Consider the following 22,156-nt stretch of genomic DNA (forward strand, 5'->3'; position numbering starts at 1 on the left):
GGGAGCAAATTGCATGCCAGTGCCCCAGCATGGGTTTTTTGCCCCAAATTCACGCTTCTAAAGGTCGAAAGCGCCTTAAAGGCGAAAATCTCGCCCTTTAATGTAGCGCTCAAATCGAAAAATGATCCGTTTTGGTGCGCGCAAAACCTTCTGCACATTAACTGGTTAAACCTTGAGCAATTTCCGCTATAATCCGCGCCCCCCTTTTTCGGCTGGCCCTGCGCGCGCTGTTTTCATGAAACTAATCGTAAAAGTCTTCCCCGAGATCACCATCAAAAGCCGACCTGTCCGGACGAAATTCATCCGCCAGCTGGCCAAGAACATCCGCACCGTGCTCCGCGACCTGGACCCGGCCGTGGTGGTGAACGGTGTGTGGGACAATCTCGAACTGGAAACCCGCGTCACCGACCCCAAAGCCCTGAAAGAGATGGGCGAGCGCCTGACCTGCATGCCGGGCATCGCGCACTTTCTGCAGATCGACGAGTACCCGCTGGGCGACTTCGACGACATCACCGAAAAGTGCAAGCAGCACTACGGCGATGCGCTGGCCGGGAAGATTTTCTCGGTGCGCTGCAAGCGTGCGGGCAAGCATGCGTTCAGCTCGATGGACGTCGAAAAATACGTCGGCAGCAAGCTGCGCCGTGAGTGCGGTGCCGCCGGAATCGACCTGAAAGCGCCTGAAATCGAAGTCCGCATCGAAGTTCGCGACAAACGGTTGTTCGTGATTCACAGCCAGCACAATGGCATCGGCGGCTACCCGCTCGGTGCGCTGGAGCAGACGCTGGTATTGATGTCCGGCGGCTTTGACTCGACGGTGGCCGCGTACCAGATCCTTCGTCGCGGCCTGATGACGCACTTTTGCTTCTTCAATCTGGGCGGTCGTGCCCACGAATTGGGCGTAATGGAAGTCGCGCATTTCATCTGGAAGAAGTACGGCAGCTCGCAACGCGTGCTATTTGTCAGTGTTCCGTTCGAAGAAGTCTTGGGCGAAATTCTCGGCAAGGTCGACGACAGTCATATGGGCGTCGTATTGAAGCGTATGATGTTGCGCGCAGCGTCGAGCATTGCCGAACGCCTGCACATCGATGCGCTGGTCACCGGCGAAGCGATTTCCCAGGTGTCGAGCCAGACGCTGCCGAACCTGTCGGTCATCGATTGCGTCACCGACAAACTGGTCCTGCGGCCGCTGATCGTCGCCCACAAGCAGGACATCATCGACACGGCCGACCAGATCGGTACCGGTGATTTCGCCCGGCACATGCCGGAATACTGCGGCGTCATCTCGGTCAACCCGAAGACCGCCGCCAAGCGTGGCCGGGTCGAGCACGAAGAGCAGGAATTCGACATGGCGGTGCTTGAGCGTGCGCTCGCAAACGCCAGACTGGTGCCGATCGATCGGGTGATCGACGAATTGGGCCAGGATTTGCAGATCGAAGAAGTCAGCGAAGCGCTGGCCGGTCAGATCGTCATCGACATCCGCCACCCGGATGCCGCCGAGGATGACCCGCTGGAGCTCGCCGGCATAGAGGTACAGACGATGCCGTTCTACGCAGTGAACGCTCGTTTCAAGGAACTGGACCCTACTCGCCAGTACCTGCTGTATTGCGACAAAGGCGTGATGAGTCGCCTGCATGCCCACCATTTGCTCAGTGAGGGGCATGCCAATGTGCGCGTTTATCGACCGAGCTAAGTGCCCGGGGCTGTTTGCCTGTGGCCTGCGTCACCGGCCCCCCGACACCGCCGTCAAGCTGTAACGGCCATGCCGGACACTACTGTCAATCGCTGCCAAGACTTGTCAGCAAACCGAATCCTCTGATCGAGATACACAAGTGATCGAAAATCTACGCAACATCGCCATCATTGCCCACGTTGACCATGGTAAGACCACCCTGGTAGACAAACTCCTGCGTCAATCCGGCACCCTGGAGCGCAACGAGCTCAACGACGAGCGCGTGATGGACTCCAACGACCAGGAAAAAGAGCGCGGCATTACCATTCTGGCGAAAAACACCGCCATCAACTGGAACGGCTACCACATCAACATCGTGGACACCCCGGGCCACGCCGACTTCGGCGGCGAAGTTGAGCGCGTTATGTCCATGGTTGACTCCGTGCTGCTGCTGGTCGACGCCCAGGACGGCCCTATGCCGCAAACCCGTTTCGTGACCAAGAAGGCTTTCGAAGCCGGCCTGCGTCCAATCGTGGTCATCAACAAGGTTGACCGTCCGGGCGCGCGTCCTGACTGGGTTCTGGACCAGATCTTCGATCTGTTCGACAACCTGGGCGCCACCGAAGAACAACTGGACTTCCAGGTTGTTTACGCTTCGGCCCTGAACGGCATCGCCGGTCTGGACCACACCGCCATGGGCGAAGACATGACCGCGCTGTACCAGGCGGTAGTCGACCACGTTCCGCCTCCGGCTGTTGACCGTGACGGTCCGTTCCAGATGCAGATCTCCGCTCTGGACTACAACAGCTTCCTGGGTGTTATCGGTGTTGGCCGTATCGCTCGTGGTCGCGTCAAGCCGAACACTCCGGTTGTCGCTATCAGCGCCGACGGCAAGCGCCGCAACGGTCGTATCCTGAAGCTGATGGGTCACCACGGTCTGCACCGCGTTGACGTTGAAGAAGCAGCGGCCGGCGACATCGTCTGCATCAGCGGTTTCGACGAGCTGTTCATCTCCGACACCCTGTGCGACATCAACAACGTCGAGGCGATGAAGCCACTGACCGTTGACGAGCCAACCGTTTCCATGACCTTCCAGGTAAACGACTCGCCATTCTGCGGTAAAGAAGGCAAGTTCGTGACCTCCCGTAACATCAAGGATCGTCTGGACAAAGAGCTGCTGTACAACGTTGCACTGCGCGTTGAAGAAGGCGACTCGGCTGACAAGTTCAAGGTTTCCGGCCGTGGTGAGCTGCACCTCTCGGTACTGATCGAAACCATGCGTCGCGAAGGCTTCGAGCTGGCCCTGGGCCGTCCTGAAGTGATCATCCGTGAAGTTGACGGCGTGAAGCAGGAACCGTTCGAAAACGTGACCATCGACATCCCTGAAGAATCCCAGGGCAAGGTCATGGAAGAGATGGGTCTGCGTAAAGGCGACCTGAGCAACATGGTGCCGGATGGCAAGGGCCGTGTTCGTCTGGAATACAACATCCCTGCTCGCGGTCTGATCGGTTTCCGTAACCAGTTCCTGACCCTGACCAACGGTGCTGGCATCCTGACCTCGATCTTCGACCGTTACGCTCCAGTGAAGTCGGGCCACATGTCCGGCCGTCAGAACGGCGTTCTGGTTTCGGTTGAAACCGGCAAGGCACTGACCTACTCCCTGGAAACCCTGCAGGCTCGTGGCAAGCTGTTCGTAGAACACGGCCAGGAGATCTACAACGGTCAGATCGTTGGTCAGAACTCCCGCGACAACGACCTGGGTGTGAACCCGACCAAAGGCAAGAAGCTCGACAACATGCGTGCTTCGGGTAAAGACGAAACCATCGCTCTGGTCCCACCTGTTCGCTTCACCCTGGAACAGGCTCTGGAATACATCCAGGAAGACGAGCTGTGCGAAGTGACTCCTAAGTCCATCCGTCTTCGCAAGAAGATCCTGGACGAAAGCGAGCGTACCCGCGCTGCCAAGAAAGCCAAGGCGTAAGATTTAGCCAAGGCTGAAAAAAACGCCCCCGGTCGAGAGATCGGGGGCGTTTTTGTTTGTCTGGGGAAAATGTGGAATAGGCCTTGAAGATCAAGAGCCCCTCACCCTAGCCCTCTCCCGGAGGGAGAGGGGACTGATCGGGGGATGCTCAAGAGATACGCCGACCTGATCGGGCTGTGCCGAATCCATAATCGACTGGTTGTTTCAGGTCGATGGATTTCGTAAGACACCTCGGTCGGCTCCCTCTCCCCCCGGGAGAGGGCTGGGGTGAGGGTCGGCTTTTAGAAGCGCTCGATCGAACGGGAGTTCTGCACCCGCTCCACTTCCTTCGGCTTGTACGCGCAATAACCCGGGCGCGGGCCGATTTTCGGGTGGTTGCGGCAGGTGTCCGGGCGCTTGTCATAAATGGTGCACAGGCGGCTCTTACGATCCAGGTAGTAGCAATCGTTGTTGCTCATGCGCTGCAGGGTGAAAATCCCCGACTTCTGGTTGAAGCGCTCGACCAGACCTTCCTTTTGCAGGCGCTTGGCGATGTTCTTCGGCGGGTCGCCCAGTTCGAACTCGTCGACCACACCGATGCGCACCAGATCCTTGATCTTGACCTCGACCGGCAGCGTGCAGCAGCTGGAAATGCACGAGCCGCACATCGGGGCCGAATATTTGGCCCAGGTATCGAGACGGTCGATCTCGGCTGCGGCGATCAGGTTGGGCTTCATCATCGGTGTTTACCAGGCGTGTGCATCAGGGCGCGCGATCATACCCGGACGGGTGGAATTTTGAACAACCTTTCGCCAGATTTTTTCTTCGCGCGGTTGCAGGGGCGACAATTCGGCACGGCCCCTGCATTCATTGAGGCATATGACAAAGTAATGCCGGTCGATCTCACACTCTCGGTAAAAACTGCCGAACCAGAGCCCTTACCGTCGGTCAGACCGTCTAGGCTCTGACAACTCCCCGCTCGCTCGAGGTCCTATCGATGACTCAAGAACCACTAGTTCGCGAAGCAGAGGTGGCCGCATTCCGCGACGCCGTCCTGACCAAACTCACCTACGCGGTGGGCAAAGACCCGGATCACGCCTTCGACCATGACTGGTTCGAAGCTATTGCCCTGGCGGCGCGCGATCATATGGTCGAGCACTGGATGGACCACACCCGGCAGATTTATCGCAAAGGCCAGAAGCGGGTGTATTACCTCTCGCTGGAATTTCTCATCGGCCGTTTGCTGTACGACAGCCTGAGCAACCTCGGTTTGCTGGACGTCGCCCGTGAAGCCTTGACCGAACTGGGCGTCGATCTCGAGCGCATCCGCATCCTGGAGCCGGATGCGGCGCTGGGCAACGGTGGTCTCGGACGGCTGGCGGCGTGCTTCATGGAAAGCATGTCGACCCTCGGTATCGCCGGCCACGGCTACGGCATTCGTTATGAGCACGGGTTATTCCGTCAGGCCATCGTCGACGGCTGGCAGCAGGAACAGACCGAACACTGGCTGGATTTCGGCAACCCCTGGGAGTTCGAGCGGCCGGAGGTGGTCTATCCGATCGGCTTTGGCGGCAGCGTCGAGACCGTCACCGACGCCAGCGGCAAGTCCCGGCAAGTCTGGCACCCGGCGGAAACCGTCCGGGCCATTGCCTACGACACCCCGGTGGTCGGCTGGCGCGGGGCGAGCGTCAACACCTTGCGCCTGTGGCGGGCGCGGGCGATGGAAGACCTGCACTTGGAGCGCTTCAACGCCGGTGACCACTTGGGCGCCGTCGCCGAAGTAGCCCGGGCCGAAAGTATCTCCCGCGTCCTCTACCCGGCGGACAGCACTGAAGCCGGGCAGGAACTGCGCCTGCGTCAGGAATACTTCTTCGTCGCTGCGTCGCTTCAGGACTTGCTGCGCCGTCATCGCAACATGCACACCTCGGTGCTGACCCTCGGCGATCACGCGGCAATCCAGCTCAACGACACCCACCCCTCGATCGCCGTCGCCGAACTGATGCGCCAACTGGTCGACGTCTACGACGTGGCTTGGGACGCGGCGTGGCAAGTCACCGTCGACACGCTGTCGTACACCAACCACACGCTGTTGCCCGAAGCCCTGGAGACCTGGCCGGTGGGGCTGATGGAGCGCATGCTGCCGCGGCACATGCAGATCATTTACCTGATCAACGCCCAGCACATCGATTCGTTGCGGGCCAAGGGCATCCACGATTTCGACGTGCTGCGCGCGGTGTCGCTGATCGAGGAAGACAACGGCCGTCGGGTGCGCATGGGCAACCTCGCGTTCCTCGGCTCGCACAGCGTCAACGGCGTGTCCGGGCTGCACACGCAGCTGATGCGCAAAACCGTATTTGCCGAACTGCACAAGCTGTATCCGGAGCGGATCAACAACAAAACCAACGGCATCACCTTCCGTCGCTGGCTGTACCAGGCCAATCCGGAGCTGACATCGATGTTGGTCGATGCCCTTGGCGCCGACGTGCTGGACAACCCTGAAGAGCGTCTGCTCGATCTTGAGCCGTTCGCCGAAAAACCCGCCTTCCGCAAAGCCTTCGCCGAGCAGCGGCTGCACAGCAAAAAAGCCCTCGCTTACCTGATCCATGAACGGCTGGGGATCGCGGTCAACCCGGCGGCGATGTTCGACGTGCAGGTCAAACGGATCCATGAATACAAACGTCAGTTGCTCAATTTGATGCACACCGTCGCGCTGTATCAGGCGATCCGCGCCGAGCCGGAAATCGACTGGGTGCCGCGGGTGAAAATCTTCGCCGGCAAAGCCGCGGCGAGTTATCACCAGGCCAAGCTGATCATCAAGCTGACCAACGACATCGCCCGGGTGGTGAATAACGACCCGACCGTGCGTGGCCTGCTCAAAGTGGTGTTCCTGCCCAACTACAACGTCAGCCTGGCGGAGAGCATCATTCCGGCGGCGGACCTGTCGGAGCAGATCTCCACCGCCGGTTTCGAAGCCTCGGGCACCAGCAACATGAAGTTCGGCCTGAACGGCGCGCTGACCATCGGCACCCTCGACGGCGCCAACGTGGAAATGTGCGAGAGCATCGGCGCCGAGCACATGTTCATCTTTGGCCTGAGCGCTCAACAGGTCGAAGCGCGCAAGCAGAACCACGAGTTCAGCGCGGTGCCGGACATTGCCGCGTCCCATCGCCTCAATGATGTGTTGCAGGCGATTCGCAGCGGGGTGTTCTCGCCGGACGACACGTCGCGCTACACCGGGCTGATCGATTCGCTGGTGGATTACGACCGGTTCTTCGTCTGCGCCGATTTCGACTCCTACTGGGAGGCGCAGATGCGCGTCGATGCGCTCTGGCACGACGCCAATAACTGGTGGCGTTCGGCGGTGCTGAATACTTCGCGCATGGGCTGGTTCTCCTCCGACCGGACGATCCGCGAGTACGCCACGGATATCTGGAAGGCACTGGAGTAACTTTTAGCGACAAATGTGCGCCCGGCCCCACGATTGTTGGGCCGGGCCGATATACTGAGCCTTGGTTCCGCCCCGCCACGGGGCTGCTCAGGGATATCGACCATGCAATGGATGTTCATGTTGATCGGGCTGCTGCTCGGCTGGCTGCTCGACGAGTCGTTCAGCGATGCGCTGTTGGGCGCCTTGCTCGGGCTCGCCATCGGCCAGGCGATGCGCATCGCGCGGCTCGGTTCCCAGGCTGCCGAGCAACAGCGTCAGCTGGATCACGCGAAGATCGCGTTGCAGGGCGTCGAACAGCGACTGTTTCTGCTGGAGGGTGCTCCGGCGTATTCGCCAGCGCCGCCGAGTGTCGCCCCGGCCAGCGCAACGGTCGTTGAGCCCGTCACGGTAGTTGAACAACCCTCTGCCGCGGAACCCGAGCTGGTCTGGGAACTGCCTCCCGAACTTGAACCTGTTGCAGTCGCCGCCAGCGAATCCAGCCAGCCGCTGCCGGTCGATGTCTGGCGTCTGGACGCCGTTACGCCTGAACCTGAACCCCGACAACCTGCCGAGCCCCGTGGCCCGAATCTCATCGAGCGCGGCATCAGCGCTGCGCGCAACTGGCTGTTCGGTGGCAACACCGTGCTGCGGGTCGGCGTGGTGCTGTTGTTCTTCGGTCTGGCGTTCCTGCTGCGCTACGCCACCGAAGGCATGGTGGTGCCGATCGAATTGCGTTACGCCGGAGTTGCGGCAGCAGCGTTGGGCTTGCTGGCGCTGGGCTGGTGGTTGCGCCATCGCAACAACAGCTACGCCTTGATGCTCCAAGGCACGGGGATCGCGGTGCTGTACCTGACGGTGTTTGCGGCGATGCGTCTGCATCCGCTGCTCGATCCGTCTGCCGCGCTGGGCTTGCTGGTGGCGGTGACGGTGTTTTCGGCCATTCTGGCCATCACCCAGGATTCCCTGGCCCTGGCCTGCGTCGCCGCACTGGGCGGTTTCGCCGCGCCGATCCTGACCTCCACCGGGGCCGGCAACCACGTCGCGCTGTTCAGTTATTTCGCGCTGCTCAACGCCGGCATTCTGGCCATCGCCTGGTTCAAGGCCTGGCGCCTGCTCAACCTGATCGGCTTCGTGGGCACCTTCGGCATCGGTTTCGCCTGGGGCTTGCGTTTGTACACGCCGGAACTGCTGTGGAGCACCGAACCGTTCCTGATTCTGTTCTTCCTGATGTACCTGGCCATCGGTCTGCTGTTTGCCCGGCGCAAGTTGCTGGATATGCCGGACGCCCCGGCGGACGACGATCGCGAGGCGCTGCTGCACTGGTCGGCGCGCAAGGGCGACTACGTCGACGGGACGATGCTGTTCGGTCCGCCGCTGGTGGGTTTCGGCCTGCAATTCGCGCTGGTCCAGCATCTGGAATTCGCTGCCGCGTTCAGTGCGCTGGCGCTGGGCATGATCTACATGGCCCTGGCCAAAGTGCTGATGGGCGGTCGGGCGATGTTGCTGGGCGAGACTTGCCTGGCGCTCGGGGTGATTTTCGCCAGCCTGGCGATCCCGCTGGGGCTGGATGCGCGCTGGACGTCCGCGGCCTGGGCGGTGGAGGGCGCGGGGATTTTCTGGCTCGGTTTGCGTCAGCAACGACCGTTGGCCCGGGCCTTCGCATTGCTGCTGCAACTGGGTTCGGCGCTGGCGTTTCTCAGTCAGTTGCGGGTTGGCGAAAGCAGCCTGCTCGACGCTGCGCCGCTGGGCGCATTGATGCTCGGCGCGGCCTTGTTGTTCAGCTTCTATCAATTGCGCAAGGCGTCGCCGGAGCAAACCTCGCCGTGGGAGCGTCAGGGCTTGCCGGTGCTGGCGTGCCTGGGGCTGACCTTCCTGTATTTGCTGGCGCCGCTGTTCTTCTTCATTCAGGGCACGGCGATCAGTTGGGCATTGGCCGGGCTGGCGACCTTGTTCGTCGGCTTGCGCCTGCAATCGCGCACGTTCCTGTTCACCGCGTTTGCCGTGCAACTGCTCGGCGGCGCGTTGTTCCTGTTGCGCCTGCAAGGGGCGGGCGAGGATTCGGCGGCCGTGTTCAGCGCTGGCTGGAGCGGTTTGCTCAGCGCCTCGTTGATCGGTCTGGCGCTGATCGCCGGCATGCTGCTGGCGGCGCGCGACGAGATGGTGCGCAGCGATGTTCGCCTGCTGCGCGGTTTGTCGGTGGTGCTGCTGGCGGGTCTGGTGCTGATCAATCTGGCGGTGTTGTTTGTGCTGCCGTGGCAGACCGCGAGCGCAGTGTGGGCGGCCAGTGGCTTGCTGATCATCTGGCTCAGTCTGTACCTCAAGCAGCGCGTGAGTTTTGTGTTCGGTCTGCTGTTGCAACTGATCGGCGGCGCGGCGTTTCTGCTCGCCGGCCCCGAGTTGCTCGGGCCGTTGTCCAGCGAGGGGCTGCGACCGCTGGCCCATGGCGGATTCTGGACGCCGCTGGTGCTGGGTCTGGCGGCGATGATCGGGGCGTGGCGCCTGCAATTGGGCAATCACGCTTCGGCGTTCGATGTTCTGAGCCTGCAGCGACTGTCCGAGGTGTTGCTGGTGTGGGGCGCCGGTTGGTGGGCGCTGGCGTGGGTCAGCGAAGTGCTGCGGTTTGCGCCGCTGAATCTGCAGGGGCCACTGTTGCTGCTGGTCGCTGCGCTGAGCGCCGCGTTGTGGGCACTGCTGGCCTTGCGCCTGAAATGGCCGTCGCTCGGGTTGCTCTGCACCTTGCTGATTCCGGCGGCCGGGCTGGTGTTGCTGGCCGCGTGGCATTCGCGTTATCACCCGGCGGCGGATTTCGGCTGGCTGGCGTGGGCGGCGGTGTTCGTTGTGCATTTCATCTGCCTGCGACGTCTGGCACCCATGCTGCCGGCGCGGGCCCTGAGCACGGCCCATGTGCTCGGTTGCTGGCTGCTGATCGGCGTGCTGGCGCTGGAGTTGCGCTACGGCCTGCTGCTGTTGTCCGAGCAATACAACGCCTGGCGCTGGCTGGGCTGGGCGATTCTGCCGAGCGTGTATCTGTTGCTGATGGCCGCACCGCGTCAGTGGCCATGGCCGGTGGCAGCGTTCCCTCGCCAATACCGTTTGTATGCGGCGGCGCCGCTGGCGGTGCTGATGCTGGTCTGGTTCTGGCTGGCCAATGGCGTGAGTGATGGCAATGCCGAACCGCTGCCTTATGTGCCGCTGCTCAACCCGCTGGAATTGGGTCTGCTGTTTGCGTTGTTCGGTGTCTACGTCTGGTCGCGCAGCGCCGTCGGCGAGCTGTCGATCCGCCAGGATTACGCCGCTTACGCGACGCAACTGATTGCTGGCGTTTCCCTGTTTGCGTTCTGCACCGCGGTGGTGACCCGCGCCGCGCACCATTGGGCGGGCATTCCGTTCGAGCTGGATCTGTTGCTCGACTCGATGCTGGTGCAGGCCGGCTTGTCCATCGTCTGGACGCTGATGGCGCTCGGGCTGATGATCGGCGGGCACCTGCGCCATCGCCGCGAAGTGTGGCTGATCGGCGCGGCGCTGATTGCGCTGGTGGTGGCCAAACTGATTTTTGTCGAATTGAGCAACCGTGGCGGACTGGCCCGGATCGTCTCGTTCATCGGCGTCGGCGTGTTGCTGCTGGTGGTGGGCTACTTTGCGCCGCTGCCGCCCAAACGCGTTGAAGCTGCACCGGTGTCGGACCAACCGGCCCCGGAAACCGAAGGAGTGTCGTCTTGAGTCGCAAGCTTAATCTCGGGTGGCTGTTGCTGGGCGTGGCCATGACGGCCGGCGCCCAGGAAAAACCGGCGGACTTCGCCGCGCAGGTGCCGTTGTCGGTCAGCGGTTCCGGCCCGTGGTATCGCCTCGAACTGCCGCTGAGCGTGCAGTTGCAGGCGCGCCAGACTGATCTCAGCGATCTGCGAGTGTTCAACGCCGCCGGAGAACCGCAGGCCTATGCGCTGGCCCGGGAATCAGCGCAGACCCGCGACGACGGCCAATTGCATGAGGTGAAGTGGTTCCCGCTGTACAACTCGGCGGATGCCACCGAGCGCGCGCCGAGTGTGCGCGTGCAATCCACCACCACCGGTACGCTGGTGGAAGTGCAGCCGTCCAGCCAGCTCGAAGCCGGGGAAGAAGTGCTGCGCGGTTGGCTGCTCGACGCCAGCGCGATCAAGGCGCCGTTGCAGCAACTGATCCTCGACTGGACCAGCGAGCGCGACGGCTTCCAGCGTTTCAGCATCGAGGCCAGCGACGACCTGCAGCACTGGCAAGCCTGGGGCGAAGGTCAGGTGGCGCGCCTGACCTTTGCCGACGAGCGGGTCGAGCAACATGAAGTGGCGCTGCCCGGGCAATCGGCGCGCTATCTGCGTTTGCTGTGGGATTCGCCGGCCTCGGCGCCGGTCCTGACGTCGGCGCAACTGAAAAGCAGCGACCCGCGCAACCTGCCGCTGCCATTGGTCTGGTCGCCGGCACTGGCCGGCAGCAGCGGCAAGGCCGGGGAATACACCTGGCAGTTGCCGATGGGGCTGAACATCGAGCGGGTGCAGGTCGAACTGAAACAGGCCAACAGCCTCGCGCCGGTGACTTTGTCGGGGCGTCGCGAAAGCAGCCTGCCGTGGCAACCGCTGAGCAGCGGCTTGCTCTATCGTCTGACCCAGAACGGCCAGGACGTGGTGCAGAACGAATTGCAGCTCTACGGCCAGACCGTGCAGCAGTTGAAACTCATGGTCGACGAACGCGGCGGCGGTCTCGGCGAACAGGCGCCGAGCGTGAAATACGCGGTGCGCGCCACGCAGGTGATCTTCCTCGCGCGCGGCGACGGGCCTTACAGCCTGGCACTGGGCAATCCGACCGTGAAAACGGCGAACCTGCCGCTGACCACGCTGATCCCCGATTTCAAACCGGAGAAACTGGCCACGCTGGGCAAGGCCTCGGTGCAGGGTGAAGCGCTGGCGACTCAGACCTCGACGGCCACCACGGCTGCGACCACCGATATCCACTGGAAGAAATTCGGCCTGTGGGCGGTGTTGCTGCTCAGTGTGCTGTTTCTGGCAGCGATGGCCTTCAGTCTGCTGCGCAAGCCGTCGGCCAAGTCCTGAATATGACGGGTGTGACCTCCACACCCGTCGGGTTTGCATCTACGCTGAATCCGGTGCCTGAACTCTCTCGGTTCGATCACGTCTGATAGCAGGAATTGCCCCCGACGCACGTTACCGGCGTCATTGCTCGCTACGGTTTCAGACTCCCTGTAAACTGCGCGGGTTTTTAGCCCCCCATTCCACCGGAGCCGTCCATGTCCCGCGTTACCCTGAGTCGCTATTTGATTGAGCAGACCCGCAGCAACAACACTCCTGCCGATCTGCGTTTCCTGATCGAAGTGGTGGCGCGCGCCTGTAAAGAGATCAGCCACGCCGTGTCCAAAGGCGCCCTGGGCGGTGTTCTGGGCAGCATGGGCACGGAAAACGTGCAAGGCGAAGTGCAGAAGAAGCTCGACGTGCTGTCGAACGAAATCCTGCTCGAAGCCAACGAGTGGGGCGGTCACCTGGCCGGCATGGCGTCCGAAGAAATGGACAATGCCTACCAGATCCCGGGCAAATACCCGAAAGGCGCCTACCTGCTGGTATTCGACCCGCTGGACGGTTCGTCGAACATCGACATCAACGCCCCGGTCGGCACCATCTTCTCCGTGCTGCGTTGCCCGAACGAATACCTGAGCCAGAACGAAGCGCTGGATGAAAAGGCCTTCCTGCAGCCAGGCACTCAGCAGGTTGCCGCCGGTTATGCGATCTACGGCCCGCAAACCATGCTGGTGCTGACCCTGGGCCACGGCGTCAAAGGCTTCACCCTGGACCGCGAAATGGGCAGCTTCGTCCTGACTCACGAAGACATCACCATTCCTGAATCCACCCAGGAATTCGCCATCAACATGTCCAACCAGCGTCACTGGGAAGCTCCGGTACAGCGCTACGTTTCGGAGCTGCTGGCCGGTGAAGAAGGCCCGCTGAAAAAGAACTACAACATGCGTTGGGTCGCGGCGATGGTTGCCGACGTGCACCGCATCCTGACCCGTGGCGGTCTGTTCATGTACCCGCGCGACAGCCGCGAGCCGTCCAAACCGGGCAAACTGCGCCTGATGTACGAAGCCAACCCGATGTCGTTCCTGGTGGAACAGGCGGGCGGCGCTTCCACCGACGGCCACCAGCGCATTCTCGACATCAAGCCTGAAGGCCTGCACCAGCGCGTAGCGGTGTTCCTCGGCTCGAAAGAAGAAGTCGCCCGCGCCACGGCTTACCACAAGGAATAAACCATGAACGCGCCCTGGCAGCCGTTGCTCGATTGGTGGTTCGGTCAGTCCGAATCGGCAAAGGATGTAACGGCTGAAAAGGGCAAGTTGTGGTTCGGCAAGAAAGACAGCCAGGACCTCGAAGCGCGTGAGCGTTTCGGGGTCTTTGTCGATCAGGCCCTCGCTGGCGAATTGACCGAGTGGACGCAACATCCCGAAGGTTGGCTGGCGCTGGTGCTGCTGCTCGACCAACTCCCGCGAATGATCTTTCGCGATACGCCCAAGGCTTTTTCCGGCGATCTACGGGCACAGAAACTGGTGGCTCAGGGGATTGCTGCAGACTTCGATCGGCAGTTGAAACCGATCCAGCGACTCTTCATTTACCTCGTCTTCGAACACTGCGAAAACCTCGCGGTGCAGAATGAAGCGGTCTCGCGATTCATCGAACTGGTGGCTGAACAGCCGGAAGCGGAGCGTGGGGTGTTTGCCGACAATCTGGATTATGCCGAGCGGCATCAGAAGGTGATTGCGCGGTTTGGACGGTTTCCGCATCGCAATGCGGTGTTGGGGCGGGAGTCTACGGTTGAGGAGCTGGCGTTTTTGAGAGAGCCGGGTTCGCGTTTTTAGGGCGATTTTCGGCAATCTCAAAAACCAGCCCTCACCCTAACCCTCTCCCGGAGGGAGAGGGGACTGACCGAGTTGGATGTTCGAGTTACGCTGACTTGAAATACCGAGTTGAACTCAGGTCTGGAAAGCGACAGAGATCGGCTCCCTTTCCCCTCGCCCCCTTGGGGGAGAGGGATGGGCGGGCGGCGTTCCGATGAGGGGGTAAGCTCTTGATCTTCAGATTCTGAAGCTACCCACCAACTGCTTCAACCGCGCAGCCTGCTGCTCCAGATCCGCACAAGCCCGCAAAGTCGCCTGCAAGTTCTCCACACCTTCCTGGTTCAGCGTGTTGATCTCGTTGATATCAACGTTGATCGACTCGACCACTGCTGTCTGCTCTTCCGTCGCGGTCGCCACCGACTGGTTCATGCCGTCGATCTCGCCGATGCGCTGGGTCACGCTGCCCAGGCGTTCGCCGGCCAGGTTGGCGATGCCGACGCTGCTTTCGCTCTCACGCTGGCTCTCGGTCATGATGCCGACCGCCTGACGTGCGCCGACTTGCAGCTCTTCGATCATCTTCTGCACTTGCTGCGCCGAATCCTGAGTGCGGTGCGCGAGGTTGCGGACTTCGTCGGCGACCACGGCGAAACCGCGACCGGCCTCACCGGCACGGGCCGCTTCGATGGCGGCGTTGAGCGCCAGCAGGTTGGTCTGCTGGGAGATGCTGGTGATCACTTCCAGAATCTGCCCGATGTTCACGGTGTTGCTGTTCAGGGTTTCGATGTTGCCGCAGGAGTCGCTGATCTTCGCCGACAGTTGCTGCATCGCGTGGATGGTCTTATCCACCACCTGCTGGCCGTCTTCAGCCAGGCTGCGCGCATCGCTGGAATGTTGCGAGGCGAGGGCGGCGTTCTGGGCGATTTCCTGGGCGGCGGCGCCGAGCTGGTTGATCGCGGCGGCCACGCTGTTGGTGCGCGAGGCCTGCTGGTCGGAGTTGAACATCGACGAGTTCGACGCCGCGACCACGCGCAGGGCGACTTCGTTGACCTGCCCGGTGGCCGACGACACTTCGCGGATCGAAGTGTGGATGCGCTCGACGAAACGGTTGAACGACAGCCCCAGCGCACCGAATTCATCGTGGCCGTGGATGGTCAGGCGCTTGGTCAGGTCGCCTTCGCCTTCGGCGATGTCATGCATGGCGCGGCCCATGGTCAGCAGCGGCTGCATCAGGACGCGGATCAGCATGCCGAGCAGGGCGATGATGATCACTACGGCAATGACCATGGCGATCAGCGCCGAGGTGCGGAATTCGCTGAGCATCGAGAACGCGGTGTCCTTGTCCAGCACCAGCGCCACGTACCAGTCGGCCGACGGCACACCGTTGACGCGGGTGAAGGAGATCAGCTGGGTCTTGCCGTCGAACTCGACTTCTTTCAGACCCGGGCTGACTTTCGGCGCGCCGTTGGGGTAGGCCTCGGCCAGGGTCTTGAGCACCAGCTTGCTGTCCGGGTGGATCAGGATCTTGCCGTCGGCGCTGACGATGAACGCATGGCCGTGGCCGCCGAAGTTCAGCGAGTTGATGATCGCGCTGACGCTGGACAGGTCAATGTCGGCGCCGGCCACACCGATCATCTGGCCCTGGCGCTGCACCGGGGTGGCAACGGTGATCACCAGTTTGCCCGACGAGGCGGCGATGTACGGTTCGGTGACGATGGTCTGTTGCGCAGCGTTGGCTGCCTTGTACCAGCCACGGGCGCGCGGGTCGTAATCCGGCGCGCGGTTGCCGGCCGGGACCGAGAACATCACGCCGTCGGCGCCACCGAAGTAGCTGAGCTGGAAATTGCCGGTGTAGGCGGGCAGGTCGATGATGCGTTTCAGGCTGGCCGGGGCGTTGCCGTCGGCGACAACCTGCTGCGCCATCGATTGCAGTAACTGGATGCGGCTTTCCAGCCAGGTCTGGATGTTGCTGGTGGTCAGGCTGCCCAGTTCCTGCATCGACGCTTCGGTGCTGCTTTGCAGGGCTTCGCGCTGGCGATAGTCGTTGAACAAAATGAAACAGGCGAATGCAACGGCCACCACGAGGGCGGCAGCCAACAAGATCTTGTGGCTGAATTTCATGTTTCTGGTCATTAAGAGAGCTACCGCGAAGGGGCTGGTCAAGAAAGGGCGGCAATTTGCCACACTATCGGGCTTTGCGCTGCTCTTATTTCGACCGCGGCGCGCCAAAGATTAGGCGGCTTTTGCGAAAGTCGACGAAATGCTCAATAGCCCCACAAAGTGTCTGATTTACCGATGAATGCCGGACGAGCGGGCGAACAAATAGCCGGTCTGCCAGGGAACCAGACAGGGGTTTTCTCTTCTAAGCTTCTGGTTGGCGCCATGCCATCCCCCTTCCGCTCCAGGAGTTACACCATGTCGCTGCGATCTATCGCCCTGCTGTCGTTTTGCGTGCTGTTGGCCGCATGCAGCAAGGTCAATCAGGAAAACTATTCGAAGCTCTCGGCCGGCATGGCCAAGTCCGAAGTCGAGACGCTGCTTGGCAAGCCCACCGATTGCTCGGGCGCGCTGGGTATGTCCAGTTGCACCTGGGGCGACAAGAACAGCTTTATCAGCGTGCAGTACGCCGGTGACAAAGTGCTGATGTTTTCCGGCCAAGGCCTGAAGTAAACCGGGGCTACGCGCCCACGGGAGAAAAACAATGAAGCGGTTATTGCTTGTCCTTTTGGCCGGCCTGGTATTGGCCGGCTGCGCCACGTCCGGTGAAGATCCGCTGGCGCCGAAGACGGTCAACAGTGTCAATCTCAAGCGTTACCAGGGCACCTGGTACGAGCTGGCCCGGCTGCCGATGTATTTCCAGCGCAATTGCGCGCAATCCGAAGCCCGTTACTCGCTCAAGCCCGACGGCAATATCGCGGTGTACAACCGCTGTCTGACGGCAGACTGGAAGTGGGAAGAGGTCAAAGGTACGGCTTATCCACAGGTGCCGGGCAAGACCGACAAGCTGTGGGTCGAGTTCGATACCTGGTTCTCGCGTCTGATTCCGGGTGTGGCGAAGGGTCAATACTGGGTGCTGTACGTCAGCGATGACTACAAGACCGCCCTCGTGGGCGACCCGAGTCGTCGCTATCTGTGGCTGTTGTCCCGCACGCCGACCGTCAACGGTGTGGTGCGTGAGGAACTGCTGAGCAAGGCGCGCCAGCAGGGTTACGACACCACGCGCCTGATCTGGCGGGCGTCGGATCAGCAGATGGCCAAGACGTCCAACTGACGCGCAACAAAAAACCTGTGGAGGTCGCCCTCCACAGGTTTTTTTATGTCAGCCCAAAAGCTCTCGCAGAACCTGGGTGAAGGCGCGATTGCTGTCCTCTTCCCCGGCATGTCGCCCCTCGCGCACGACCCACTGACCGTTGACCAGCACGTCGCGCACCTGACGATCGCCACCGGCAAACAGCCAGCGATTGAGAATCCCGTCACCGCTGGCCGTGGCCAGGTACGGATCGCTGCCATCGAGCACAATCCAGTCGGCACGCTTGCCGACTTCCAGCGCACCGATCGGCTGGCCCAGCGCCTGGGCACCTCCATCCAGCGCCGCGTCGTACAACGTGCGGCCAACCATCGGCTGATCCGCGCCATACAAGCGATTGCGCCGTTGATCGCGCAGACGCTGGCCGTATTCCAGCCAACGCAATTCCTCTACCACGCTCAACGACACATGGCTGTCGGAGCCGATGCCCATGCGCCCGCCTTGAGCGAGGAAATCCACCGCCGGGAAAATCCCGTCGCCGAGGTTGGCCTCGGTGGTCAGGCACAGGCCGGCGATGGCGCGACTCTTGGCCATCAGCGTGACTTCTTCCGGATTGGCGTGAGTCGCGTGCACCAGGCACCAGCGCTGATCGACTTCGGTGTTTTCGTACAGCCATTGCAGCGGGCGACGTCCGCTCCAGCTCAGGCAGTCATCGACTTCCTTCTGCTGCTCGGCGATGTGGATGTGCACCGGGCATTGCTGATCGCTGGCCGCCAGCACTTCGCTGATCTGCTGCGGCGTGACCGCGCGCAACGAGTGGAAGCACAGGCCCAGCGACTGCGCCTTTTGCTGTGCCAGCAACGGTTGCAGACGCGATTGCAGCTTCAGGTAACTTTCGGTGCTGTTGATGAAGCGGCGCTGGCCTTCGTTCGGGGTCTGGCCGCCAAAACCGCTGTGGCTGTAGAGCACGGGAAGTAACGTCAGACCGATGCCGGCCGAGCTGGCCGCCTGGCTGATACGCAGGGCCAGCTCGGCCGGATCGGCGTAAGGCTGGCCGTTGTTATCGTGGTGGACGTAATGGAATTCGGCGACCGAGGTGTAACCGGCCTTGAGCATTTCGATGTACAGCTGACGGGCAATCACACCGAGCTGGTCGGGGCTGATTTTTCCGACGAGCCGATACATCAGATCGCGCCAGGTCCAGAAACTGTCGTTGGGATTGCCGGCCACTTCCGCCAGTCCCGCCATCGCTCGCTGGAACGCGTGGGAGTGCAGATTGGGCATCCCCGGCAGCAGCGGACCGCTCAGCCGTTCGGCGCCGTCTGCAGTGGAATCGGCCTGGATTCGGGTCAACACGCCATCGGCGCTGACCTCGAGACGTACATTGTTGGCCCATCCGTTAGGCAGCAGCGCGCGTTCAGCAAAGAAGGCGGACATGGTTCAGCACCCCATCGTGTGTTATTTGTATATACATATACAGACGTTTGCCTGCCCGGTAAACTCCGGCAAGCTAGCCACTTTCACCAATGAACAGGGATCCACCGTGCCGACTCCGCCTCCAGTCTCCCCGTTGGCCGCGAACATGGGCGACAGTCCGGCGCCCTTGTACGCCCGCGTCAAACAGATGATCACCCAGCAGATCGACAGCGGTAACTGGCCGCCGCATTACCGCGTGCCGTCGGAAAGCGAGCTGGTCAGCCAGTTGGGCTTCAGCCGCATGACCATCAACCGCGCGCTGCGGGAAATGACCGCCGACGGTCTGCTGGTGCGCATGCAAGGCGTCGGCACTTTCGTTGCTGAACCGAAGAGCCAGTCCGCGCTGTTCGAAGTGCACAACATCGCCGACGAAATCGCCTCCCGTGGCCATCGCCACACCTGCCAGGTGATCACCCTGGAAGAGGAGGCCGCCGGTTCCGAGCGCGCGCTGGCGCTGGACATGCGCGAAGGGCAGAAGGTCTTTCACTCGCTGATCGTGCACTACGAAAACGATATTCCGGTGCAAATCGAAGACCGCTTCGTCAATGCGCTGGTCGCCCCGGAATACCTCAAGCAGGACTTCACCCTGCAGACGCCTTACGCCTACCTGAACCAGGTCGCGCCGCTGACCGAAGGTGAGCACGTGGTCGAAGCGATCCTTGCCGAAGCGTCCGAATGCAAATTGCTGCAGATCGAAAAAGGCGAGCCTTGCCTGCTGATCCGCCGCCGCACGTGGTCGGGTCGTCAGCCGGTGACGGCGGCGCGCCTGATTCACCCCGGTTCCCGTCATCGTCTGGAAGGTCGGTTTCATAAATGAAAGAGTTGAAGGTATTACGCGCCGAAGGCTACCCGCGCATGCCGTGGAAAAACGGCGGCGGCAGCACCGAGGAAATCACCCGTGACGCCGGCGCCGGCCTCGACGGTTTCGGCTGGCGTCTGTCGATTGCCGACATCGCCGAATCCGGCGGCTTTTCGACCTTCGCCGGTTACCAGCGGGTCATCACGGTATTGCAGGGCGACGGGATGACCCTGTGTGTCGACGGCGGCGATACCCGGCCGTTGTTACCCCTCGACCCGTTTGCCTTCAGCGGCGAAAGCCAGGTGTCCTGCACCTTGCTCGGCGGCGCAATCCGCGACTTCAACCTGATCTATTCACCCCGGCGTTACAGCGCACGCCTGCAATGGCTGGACGGCGAGCAGCGGTTTTTCAGTTCGGCGAGCACCGTGCTGGTCTTCAGCGTCAGCGAGCTGCTGGAGGTCACGGTCGGTGACAGCGCCTCGCAACTCGGCCGCCATGACTGCCTGCAACTGGACGGTAACACCGGGCTGACCGAGATCGCCGTGAATGCCGGTTGCTGCGTGATCGAACTGTCCCCGCGCTGATCCTTCACACGTTCTTCGTGGGAAACGATCAAAAACCGCTGCTTTGAAAGCAGCGGTTTTTTTTCGTCCCGACGTTCCCGAAATGCGCACCAACTTGTTACCGAACGCCCCAGCGTGGCGCAGAACCACGTTTCCGTAACAACCTCTCGCCACCCTCTATCCACCCCGCGAAAAATTTCATGGACGCCAGAGCCCTTGATTCAGGCGCTCTGCAGCCCTGTTCGGAATTTTTATTGAACAGCCCTCCAACAAGTTGGCCGCTCGATTGCATATGCTTGTATGTACAAGTAAAGACGTATGCGTATGAGTCGATCGAGGCTCTCCGCGGCGTCCACTGATTCGCTTGTCGCGCACTGAGGCGCACAGGCTGCTTGCCCACTGCCAGGGTTGGTTTGAATTGATCGCTGAGGAGTCTTTTTCGTGACTGACAACAAAACCACTAAGTTTCGTGACGTCGAAATCCGTGCCGCCCGCGGCAACAAGCTGACCGCCAAGAGCTGGCTGACCGAAGCGCCGCTGCGCATGTTGATGAACAACCTCGACCCGGAAGTCGCCGAGAACCCGAAAGAGCTGGTGGTCTACGGTGGCATCGGTCGCGCTGCACGTAACTGGGAGTGCTACGACAAGATCGTCGAGAGCCTCACCAACCTCAACGAAGACGAAACCCTGCTGGTGCAATCGGGCAAGCCGGTCGGCGTGTTCAAGACCCACAGCAACGCCCCGCGCGTACTGATCGCCAACTCCAACCTGGTGCCGCACTGGGCAACCTGGGAACACTTCAACGAACTCGACGCCAAAGGCCTGGCCATGTACGGCCAGATGACCGCCGGCAGCTGGATCTACATCGGCAGCCAGGGCATCGTCCAGGGCACCTACGAAACCTTCGTTGAAGCCGGTCGCCAGCACTACAACGACAACCTCACCGGCAAGTGGGTCCTGACCGCCGGCCTCGGCGGCATGGGCGGTGCCCAGCCACTGGCCGCAACCCTCGCCGGTGCCTGCTCGCTGAACATCGAATGCCAGCAGATCAGCATCGATTTCCGCCTCAAGACCCGCTACGTCGACGAGCAGGCCAAAGACCTCGACGACGCGCTGGCCCGCATCGCCAAATACACCTCCGAAGGCAAGGCGGTTTCCATCGCCCTGTGCGGCAACGCCGCTGAAATCCTTCCGGAACTGGTCAAGCGCGGCGTGCGCCCGGACATGGTCACCGACCAGACCAGCGCCCACGACCCGCTCAACGGTTACCTGCCGGCCGGCTGGACCTGGGACGAATACCGCGCCCGCGCCAAGACCGAGCCAGCCGCTGTGGTCAAGGCCGCCAAGCAATCGATGGCCGTGCACGTCAAAGCCATGCTCGACTTCCAGAAAATGGGCGTGCCGACCTTCGACTACGGCAACAACATCCGTCAGATGGCTCAGGAAGAAGGCGTCGAAAACGCATTCGATTTCCCTGGCTTCGTACCGGCCTACATCCGTCCGCTGTTCTGCCGTGGCATCGGCCCGTTCCGCTGGGCTGCGCTGTCGGGTGATCCGCAGGACATCTACAAGACCGACGCCAAAGTCAAAGAACTGATCCCGGACGACGCCCACCTGCACAACTGGCTGGACATGGCGCGCGAGCGCATCAGCTTCCAGGGTCTGCCGGCGCGTATCTGCTGGGTCGGCCTGGGCCTGCGCGCCAAGCTCGGTCTGGCGTTCAACGAAATGGTCCGCAGCGGCGAGCTGTCGGCGCCGATCGTGATCGGTCGCGACCACCTCGACTCCGGCTCGGTCTCCAGTCCGAACCGTGAAACCGAGTCGATGCGGGATGGCTCCGATGCCGTCTCCGACTGGCCGCTGCTCAACGCGCTGCTGAACACCGCGAGCGGTGCGACCTGGGTGTCCCTGCACCACGGCGGCGGCGTCGGCATGGGCTTCTCCCAGCACTCGGGCATGGTGATTGTCTGCGACGGTACTGACGAAGCGGCCGAGCGTATCGCTCGCGTGCTGCACAACGACCCGGGCACCGGGGTCATGCGTCACGCCGATGCCGGTTACCAGATCGCCATCGACTGCGCCAAGGAACAAGGGCTGAACCTGCCGATGATTACCGGCAAGTAATGCTTGCCCTGTAGGAGCGAGCC

The 22,156-nt window shown here is 61.8% G+C and carries 15 protein-coding genes and 1 pseudogene; 12 read left to right on the forward strand and 4 right to left on the reverse strand.

Going from position 1 to position 22,156, the window contains the following annotated elements; genetic code table 11:
• Positions 1-235: 235 nt before the first annotated feature.
• Both thiI and typA read left to right on the forward strand, forming a co-directional pair.
• Complete coding sequence (gene thiI / locus ACKUG4_RS04625; protein ID WP_085684040.1) at positions 236-1,690, forward strand: tRNA uracil 4-sulfurtransferase ThiI; 1,455 nt, start codon at positions 236-238, stop codon at positions 1,688-1,690.
• A 139-nt stretch (positions 1,691-1,829) separates the two neighbouring features.
• Positions 1,830-3,650, forward strand: a complete 1,821-nt coding sequence (typA, locus tag ACKUG4_RS04630; protein ID WP_007952502.1) for a translational GTPase TypA — start codon at positions 1,830-1,832, stop codon at positions 3,648-3,650.
• 281 nt (positions 3,651-3,931) lie between these two features.
• Here typA and ACKUG4_RS04635 read toward each other — a convergent pair whose 3' ends face one another.
• Positions 3,932-4,369: a YkgJ family cysteine cluster protein gene (locus tag ACKUG4_RS04635; protein WP_236188706.1), complete on the reverse strand. Its 438-nt coding sequence runs from the start codon at positions 4,367-4,369 to the stop codon at positions 3,932-3,934.
• Positions 4,370-4,626: 257 nt separating this feature from the next.
• On the opposite strand from ACKUG4_RS04635, the gene ACKUG4_RS04640 reads away from it, so the two are divergent.
• From ACKUG4_RS04640 to ACKUG4_RS04660, 5 genes are all read left to right on the forward strand, one after another.
• Positions 4,627-7,077 (forward strand): glycogen/starch/alpha-glucan phosphorylase, encoded by a 2,451-nt coding sequence (locus ACKUG4_RS04640; RefSeq protein WP_039764697.1) that lies wholly within the window; start codon positions 4,627-4,629, stop codon positions 7,075-7,077.
• 102 nt (positions 7,078-7,179) lie between these two features.
• Positions 7,180-10,776, forward strand: coding sequence for a DUF2339 domain-containing protein (locus ACKUG4_RS04645; RefSeq protein ID WP_445433544.1), 3,597 nt, complete (start codon positions 7,180-7,182; stop codon positions 10,774-10,776).
• The gene (locus ACKUG4_RS04650; protein ID WP_445433545.1) at positions 10,773-12,137 is read left to right on the forward strand and encodes a DUF3999 domain-containing protein; all 1,365 of its coding nucleotides are present in this window, start codon (positions 10,773-10,775) and stop codon (positions 12,135-12,137) included. Before ACKUG4_RS04645 ends, ACKUG4_RS04650 begins: the two co-directional genes overlap by 4 nt.
• A gap of 194 nt (positions 12,138-12,331) precedes the next feature.
• Entirely contained in the window at positions 12,332-13,342 is a 1,011-nt protein-coding gene (locus ACKUG4_RS04655) for a class 1 fructose-bisphosphatase (protein ID WP_007952492.1), read from the forward strand.
• 3 nt (positions 13,343-13,345) lie between these two features.
• Positions 13,346-13,948 (forward strand): DUF924 family protein, encoded by a 603-nt coding sequence (locus ACKUG4_RS04660; RefSeq protein WP_445433546.1) that lies wholly within the window; start codon positions 13,346-13,348, stop codon positions 13,946-13,948.
• 216 nt (positions 13,949-14,164) lie between these two features.
• Here ACKUG4_RS04660 and ACKUG4_RS04665 read toward each other — a convergent pair whose 3' ends face one another.
• The gene (locus ACKUG4_RS04665; RefSeq protein WP_371857895.1) at positions 14,165-14,929 is read right to left on the reverse strand and encodes a methyl-accepting chemotaxis protein; all 765 of its coding nucleotides are present in this window, start codon (positions 14,927-14,929) and stop codon (positions 14,165-14,167) included.
• A 93-nt stretch (positions 14,930-15,022) separates the two neighbouring features.
• Positions 15,023-16,057, reverse strand: a pseudogene (locus ACKUG4_RS04670) (HAMP domain-containing protein); the annotation flags it as partial.
• Positions 16,058-16,339: 282 nt separating this feature from the next.
• On the opposite strand from ACKUG4_RS04670, the gene ACKUG4_RS04675 reads away from it, so the two are divergent.
• Positions 16,340-16,594 (forward strand): hypothetical protein, encoded by a 255-nt coding sequence (locus ACKUG4_RS04675; RefSeq protein WP_016772095.1) that lies wholly within the window; start codon positions 16,340-16,342, stop codon positions 16,592-16,594.
• A 31-nt stretch (positions 16,595-16,625) separates the two neighbouring features.
• Positions 16,626-17,195, forward strand: coding sequence for a lipocalin family protein (locus tag ACKUG4_RS04680; protein ID WP_064592853.1), 570 nt, complete (start codon positions 16,626-16,628; stop codon positions 17,193-17,195).
• 48 nt (positions 17,196-17,243) lie between these two features.
• Here ACKUG4_RS04680 and ACKUG4_RS04685 read toward each other — a convergent pair whose 3' ends face one another.
• Complete coding sequence (locus ACKUG4_RS04685) at positions 17,244-18,608, reverse strand: formimidoylglutamate deiminase (protein ID WP_064592855.1); 1,365 nt, start codon at positions 18,606-18,608, stop codon at positions 17,244-17,246.
• Between the two features lie 145 nt (positions 18,609-18,753).
• Between ACKUG4_RS04685 and hutC the strand changes: the two genes are divergently transcribed.
• The 3 genes from hutC to hutU all read left to right on the forward strand — a co-directional run bounded on the left by hutC (position 18,754) and on the right by hutU (position 22,133).
• Complete coding sequence (hutC, locus tag ACKUG4_RS04690) at positions 18,754-19,464, forward strand: histidine utilization transcriptional repressor HutC (protein WP_170844914.1); 711 nt, start codon at positions 18,754-18,756, stop codon at positions 19,462-19,464.
• Positions 19,461-20,030, forward strand: a complete 570-nt coding sequence (locus ACKUG4_RS04695; RefSeq protein ID WP_445433547.1) for a HutD/Ves family protein — start codon at positions 19,461-19,463, stop codon at positions 20,028-20,030. The genes hutC and ACKUG4_RS04695 overlap by 4 nt, the downstream gene beginning before the upstream one ends.
• A 420-nt stretch (positions 20,031-20,450) precedes the next feature.
• Positions 20,451-22,133: a urocanate hydratase gene (gene hutU / locus ACKUG4_RS04700; RefSeq protein ID WP_445433548.1), complete on the forward strand. Its 1,683-nt coding sequence runs from the start codon at positions 20,451-20,453 to the stop codon at positions 22,131-22,133.
• The last annotated feature ends 23 nt before the right edge of the window (positions 22,134-22,156 follow it).

Origin of the sequence: Candidatus Pseudomonas auctus, from assembly GCF_048654275.1 — a bacterium.
Taxonomy (GTDB): domain Bacteria; phylum Pseudomonadota; class Gammaproteobacteria; order Pseudomonadales; family Pseudomonadaceae; genus Aquipseudomonas; species Aquipseudomonas pharyngis.

Excerpts from the sequence above, each read along its gene's own strand:
- ACKUG4_RS04655 (WP_007952492.1), top strand. The coding sequence starts at position 12,332 with ATGTCCCGCGTTACCCTGAGTCGCTATTTGATTGAGCAGACCCGCAGC.
- ACKUG4_RS04665 (WP_371857895.1), bottom strand. The coding sequence starts at position 14,929 with ATGTTCAACTCCGACCAGCAGGCCTCGCGCACCAACAGCGTGGCCGCC.
- ACKUG4_RS04660 (WP_445433546.1), top strand. The coding sequence starts at position 13,346 with ATGAACGCGCCCTGGCAGCCGTTGCTCGATTGGTGGTTCGGTCAGTCC.
- ACKUG4_RS04680 (WP_064592853.1), top strand. The coding sequence starts at position 16,626 with ATGAAGCGGTTATTGCTTGTCCTTTTGGCCGGCCTGGTATTGGCCGGC.
- ACKUG4_RS04675 (WP_016772095.1), top strand. The coding sequence starts at position 16,340 with ATGTCGCTGCGATCTATCGCCCTGCTGTCGTTTTGCGTGCTGTTGGCC.
- ACKUG4_RS04645 (WP_445433544.1), top strand. The coding sequence starts at position 7,180 with ATGCAATGGATGTTCATGTTGATCGGGCTGCTGCTCGGCTGGCTGCTC.
- hutC (WP_170844914.1), top strand. The coding sequence starts at position 18,754 with ATGGGCGACAGTCCGGCGCCCTTGTACGCCCGCGTCAAACAGATGATC.
- ACKUG4_RS04695 (WP_445433547.1), top strand. The coding sequence starts at position 19,461 with ATGAAAGAGTTGAAGGTATTACGCGCCGAAGGCTACCCGCGCATGCCG.
- thiI (WP_085684040.1), top strand. The coding sequence starts at position 236 with ATGAAACTAATCGTAAAAGTCTTCCCCGAGATCACCATCAAAAGCCGA.
- ACKUG4_RS04635 (WP_236188706.1), bottom strand. The coding sequence starts at position 4,369 with ATGATGAAGCCCAACCTGATCGCCGCAGCCGAGATCGACCGTCTCGAT.
- ACKUG4_RS04640 (WP_039764697.1), top strand. The coding sequence starts at position 4,627 with ATGACTCAAGAACCACTAGTTCGCGAAGCAGAGGTGGCCGCATTCCGC.
- ACKUG4_RS04685 (WP_064592855.1), bottom strand. The coding sequence starts at position 18,608 with ATGTCCGCCTTCTTTGCTGAACGCGCGCTGCTGCCTAACGGATGGGCC.